General features: G+C 69.7%; 6 protein-coding genes. 3 read left to right on the top strand and 3 right to left on the bottom strand.

Going from position 1 to position 4,657, the window contains the following annotated elements; translation table 11 throughout:
• Together Q0066_RS16885 and ddaH are read right to left on the bottom strand one after the other, a co-directional pair.
• A partial coding sequence (locus Q0066_RS16885) for an HAD family phosphatase (RefSeq protein WP_298135108.1) occupies positions 1 to 691 on the bottom strand: 691 nt, incomplete at its 3' end.
• Positions 692 to 716: 25 nt separating this feature from the next.
• Positions 717 to 1,493 (bottom strand): dimethylargininase, encoded by a 777-nt coding sequence (gene ddaH / locus Q0066_RS16890; protein ID WP_298135110.1) that lies wholly within the window; start codon positions 1,491 to 1,493, stop codon positions 717 to 719.
• Positions 1,494 to 1,661: 168 nt separating this feature from the next.
• On the opposite strand from ddaH, the gene Q0066_RS16895 reads away from it, so the two are divergent.
• Entirely contained in the window at positions 1,662 to 2,585 is a 924-nt protein-coding gene (locus Q0066_RS16895; protein WP_298135111.1) for a hypothetical protein, read from the top strand.
• On the opposite strand, the gene Q0066_RS16900 is transcribed toward Q0066_RS16895, so the two are convergent.
• Positions 2,563 to 3,273, bottom strand: coding sequence for a hypothetical protein (locus tag Q0066_RS16900; protein ID WP_298135113.1), 711 nt, complete (start codon positions 3,271 to 3,273; stop codon positions 2,563 to 2,565). The two genes, Q0066_RS16895 and Q0066_RS16900, sit on opposite strands and share 23 nt — an antisense overlap.
• Here Q0066_RS16900 and Q0066_RS16905 point away from each other — a divergent pair.
• Together Q0066_RS16905 and Q0066_RS16910 are read left to right on the top strand one after the other, a co-directional pair.
• Positions 3,260 to 3,778: a hypothetical protein gene (locus Q0066_RS16905; RefSeq protein ID WP_298135115.1), complete on the top strand. Its 519-nt coding sequence runs from the start codon at positions 3,260 to 3,262 to the stop codon at positions 3,776 to 3,778. The two genes, Q0066_RS16900 and Q0066_RS16905, sit on opposite strands and share 14 nt — an antisense overlap.
• Positions 3,779 to 4,221: 443 nt before the next feature.
• A partial coding sequence (locus tag Q0066_RS16910; RefSeq protein ID WP_298135117.1) for an Hsp70 family protein occupies positions 4,222 to 4,657 on the top strand: 436 nt, incomplete at its 3' end.

The following is a 4,657-nucleotide window of genomic DNA, read 5'->3' on the forward strand; positions in this document are numbered from 1 at the left end:
CGCTTGGGGAGAGGGGTTCGACAGGATCAAACGGCGGGGTCAGGTCGCGCACCAGGTCGACGGTGAGGTCGTCCAGATGCTCGAGTACGACGGACGCCCCGGCCAGCACGTCTTCGGGCGGGGTGAGGAACGGACGCGGGACGGCGATCACCGGCATGCCGGCGTTCAGGCCGGCCTGGATGCCGCTGGCGGAATCCTCGATGACGACGGTGCGGGCAGGGTCGGCGTTCAGCTGGGAAGCGGCCCAGAGGAAGGCGTCCGGGGCGGGCTTGCCGCGAGCGGTGCCCTCCTCGGTGGAGCGGACGACGGCGATCAGGCCGCGGACGCCGAGCGCCTGCAGGGCGTGCTCGATCAGATCGCGCGGCGACGACGAGGCGACCGCCAGCGGCCAGTGCTCGGCCAACCGGCGCACCACCTCGCGAGCCCCGGGCAGCACCGGCAGGTCACGGTCGTAGCGCTCGATCAGTCTGTCGATGGTCCGCCGGGCGACGATCTCAGCAGTGGGACCGACGCCGACGACGTCCGACATGTAACGGGACCACTCGCGGGTGCTCATGCCCATCATCGCTCGGCTCGCCGACTCGGGCCATTCGATGCCGTCCTGTGCGGCCAGTTCGCGGCGCACCGCGTCCCAGACCGGCTCGGTGTCGATCAGGGTGCCGTCCAGGTCGAAGATGACCGCCTGGGTCACGACTTCGCCCTCGCTGCCGTCCGGCTCAGGAGGGGAGCCCGCGCAGCCGCACCGACAGGCAGGTCACGCAGCCCTCGAGCTTCTCGAACTCGCTGATGTCGACCGGCACCGGGGTGTACCCGCGGGCGGCCAGCAGTTCGGCCGTCCTGGGTGCGGACGCCGAGATCAGCAGTCGGTTCTCGTTGAGCAGCACGACATGCGCGCCGTCCGGCTCGGGCACCTCGAGGTACTTCTCGAACACGGTCGGATCGTCCACGAACGACGGATGGCCCAGCACGGTGCCGTCCGGCAGCGCGGTGACCGCGGACTTCAGGTGCAACACCTTGGTGATCGGGACCTCGATGACCTGAGCGCCCAGCGGCTCCAGGGCGGCGGCCAACTGGCGAGCACCCTCGGAGTTGGTGCGGTCGCCGACCCCCACCCAGACGGTGCGGTCGTGCTTCAGCACGTCACCGCCGTCCAGGGTGCCGGGGCTGGTGATCCGGGCGATCTTGTAGCCCAGGCTGCGGACGGCCAACTCGGCACCGGGAATCTCGGCACGCCGCTCGGACGCGCCGGGGTTCGCGATCACCGCCACATCGGCGTAGGCGACCATGGTGTCCTCGATGAAGACGCTGTCGGGGCAGTCCTCGGCCGGTGGGGCCTCGATGGTCTCCCAGCCGTTGGCTTCCAGGGTCGCCCGATAGCCCTCCCACTGCTGGATGGCCCGGTCGACGTCGATCGGCTGAGGTTCGATATGGGTCAGCAGTCCTTCGGTCAGCCGAGGCGAAGGGCGCCGTACGAGAGCTCGCTGGTGATGCACGCGCCTAGTGTGGCGCTTATGTCGCAAGCTGGCCGCAGGACGCGCCGATGGCGAGACGGGTCGTTCGACGGTACCTGCCGGGAAACCGCGACGGGGACACGGACATCGCCGCGCGGTTCGCGCGCCCCGAGCTCGGGAACACTCTGTTCCGGGCACTACGATCAAGCCATGCGCGGCCTGGTCACCCTGACAGTGGACACCGGGCGGGAGTTGGCCGAGCCGTCCGGACGGGCGCTGCAGTTCGTGGCCCGGCTCGATGACCGCCAGGCGCCGCTGGAAGCCCTGGTGGTCGGCCCGGAGGCGTCCCGGCTGCTGATCTACTTTCCGGGCTTCAACACCCCGCTCGGCCCATGGGAGATCGCCAAGTGCCGCATGCTGGCGGCGTCCTTCGATGAGCCGGTGCTGCTGACCGAGATCCCCGGGATGAGCCGGTTCGGCGACAGCCTGCCCAGCAAGGTCCGCAAGAGCATGCTGCGCGGCGAGATCGAAGCCTGGACCGAGCTGATGGTCGACTACCAACTGGCCGCGCTCGAAGCCGTCGGATGGCCGCTGCCCGAGCGGGTGGATCTGATCGGCTACTCGACCGGCTGCTCACTGGCGGTGGCGGCACTGCGGCGTTGGCAACAACTCGCCGATGTCGGCTCGGTGACGCTGATCGAACCGGTCGCCACCTTGTCGCGCAACCTGCTCACCCTCGAGCTGCACAATCTCTCCGACGTGCTGCGGCAGCCGGCGAGCTACGCCACCAACCACGCCCACGATTGGGTGATGCGGGCGCGCCGCCGGCAGACCCGCGAGCCGTGGGTGCGTTACGGGCCGGTCGACCTCGTCGCCATCGCCCAGGTGCTCGCCCAGCCGCACCTGCCCGGCGACCTGCCGCTGGACGGGTCGCTGACCGTCAACCTGGTGCGCGGTGAACGGAGCGACCTGTGTCATCGGGACTCGTTCCGGGCGCTGCACGCCCTCGCCCCCGAGACCGGGCTCACCGTCGAGGTGGCCGGTTTCGGACACCCGCTGTGGCATTCCTTCCCGGTGCTGGACGCGGTGGTGCCCCTGCTGGGCGAGACGGTCAGCAGGGCGGAGGAAGGGTGATCGAGTCGTCGGCACCTCGGTAGCCGATGGCGATCCGGGTCACCGTGCCGGTGCCGTCCACGATGTAGGCGATGTACTGGTTGGGTGAGGTCAGCGCCCACTGGTTGACCGTCATATTGCCCTCGGTCATCACCGTCTGCTTCAGCGCGTCGCCGTAGATCGCCTGCAGGTTCGCCAGCGGCGTCCCCACCCGGACGCCGCGGCTGCTGGGGAACGCCGGGTTGCGGATGTCGATCGCGCTGACCCTGCCGCCCGAGGCGTACACCTTCACATCGCCCAGCAGATCGGTCGGTGACTGCGAGCTGCAGGCGGTCGGCGCCTGCTGCAGCACGCCGAGCTCCACGGCGTCCGCCCAGTCGAGGCCGAGCTTGACCGGCCCCAGCCCGTCGATGATGAAGGTCCAGCCCAGCCGGTTGCCGGCGTCGTTCATGCCGTCGGTCGGGGTGGGTGTCGGTGTCGGAGTCGGCGTCGGGGTGAGGGTCGGTTTCGCGGTCCTGGTCACCGTCTTGGTCGGCTTGGGTTTTGGCTTCGTGGAGGTGCGGGTGGAGGTCGGGGAAGGCGTTGCCGACGGCGTCGGGGTCAGCGTGGTCAGGGCAGGCGTGCTGCGGACCGGGACCGCCCTGCTCGGGTCGGCGGACTGCCTGGCCAGGAAGAACCAGGCCAGGAACAGCACGATGACGCCGATCATCGTGCCCAGCGCGATCGCCCGGCCGACCGAACCCTCGCCGGAGGGCCGCGGGCCGGGGGCGTCCGGCCCCGCCGGAGGGGCCGGCGGTGGAGGCTCGGAGCCTTTCCCGGACGCCGCGCTACCGGGCGAGGCGGCGCTGCTGGCCGCGGGAGAGGCCGAAACGACGGGGGAGGCCGAGGCTGCCGAGGGGGCGTTCCGAGCCGCCGTGGGAGACGGCGTCGTTCGAGGAGAGGGCGTTGCAGGAGCGGGCGTGGCTGTCGGCGCTGCGGCGGGCGCCGCGCCCGGCGATGCCGCTGAAGCCGGTGCCGCCGACGCCGGTGAGCCTGCCGCGGCGACCGGTGCTTCCGCCCCCTTTGTCGTTCCGGTTGTCGTTCCGGCCGGCGTCGCCGCCGATTCTGCCGGGCCCGACGACGCTCCCGCTGGCGATGCCGTCGATTCCGCCGGTGCGGCCGAGGTTCCGCCGTCCGCCGGCTCGGTGTCCGAGGGACGAAGCTCACCCCGGTAGGTGAGTCCCGCGTCGGTCTCGCTCTGGGGCTGGAAGATCCAGCTGCCGTCGGCTTCGGTCTCCTCGCCCCACAGGCTGGTGTCCTCGCCGGGATCGTCGGAACGATCGGTTGGCACGCTTGGTTCCCCTTCGTCGATTGCTCCCGCTACTTTTTGCCGACGTCCAATCTGACATGCCAGCCCCGTCGGTTCGAGTCGGACGCCGCCGCGCACGCCGTCCGCGACACCTCAGATTCGAGTGATCTCCCTTGCCGGACGGGGAAAGCAGCCGGGCCGAGGGATGAGTCTAAGAACTTCCAACCACCGATCGCGCACAACGGGAATACTCACAGCGCAGACATAGTTGAGTCAGGTGCGCTCAACTTTACGATTGAGCGTGTTAGGCTCAACAACGTGGCCGGCTGGAGCCGGCAGAAGAACATCACACAACTGGAGGAACACGCAATGGCTCGTGCAGTAGGCATCGACCTCGGCACCACCAACTCGGTCATCGCCGTCCTTGAGGGCGGCGAGCCCACCGTCATCCCCAACGCCGAGGGCGCCCGCACGACCCCCTCGGTCGTCGCCTTCACCAAGAGCGGCGAGGTGCTGGTCGGCGAGGTCGCCAAGCGTCAGGCGGTCACCAACGTCGACCGCACCATCCGCTCGGTGAAGCGCCACATGGGAACCAACTGGTCCGTCGACATCGACGGCAAGAAGTACACCGCGCAAGAGATCAGCGCTCGTGTTCTGCAGAAGCTGAAGCGGGACGCCGAGGCGTACCTGGGCGAACCGGTCACCAACGCGGTGATCACGGTTCCCGCCTACTTCTCCGACGCGGAGCGGCAGGCCACCAAGGAGGCCGGTGAGATCGCCGGCCTGACCGTCGACCGGATCATCA

Source organism: Micropruina sp., from assembly GCF_027492755.1.
Taxonomy (GTDB): domain Bacteria; phylum Actinomycetota; class Actinomycetes; order Propionibacteriales; family Propionibacteriaceae; genus Micropruina.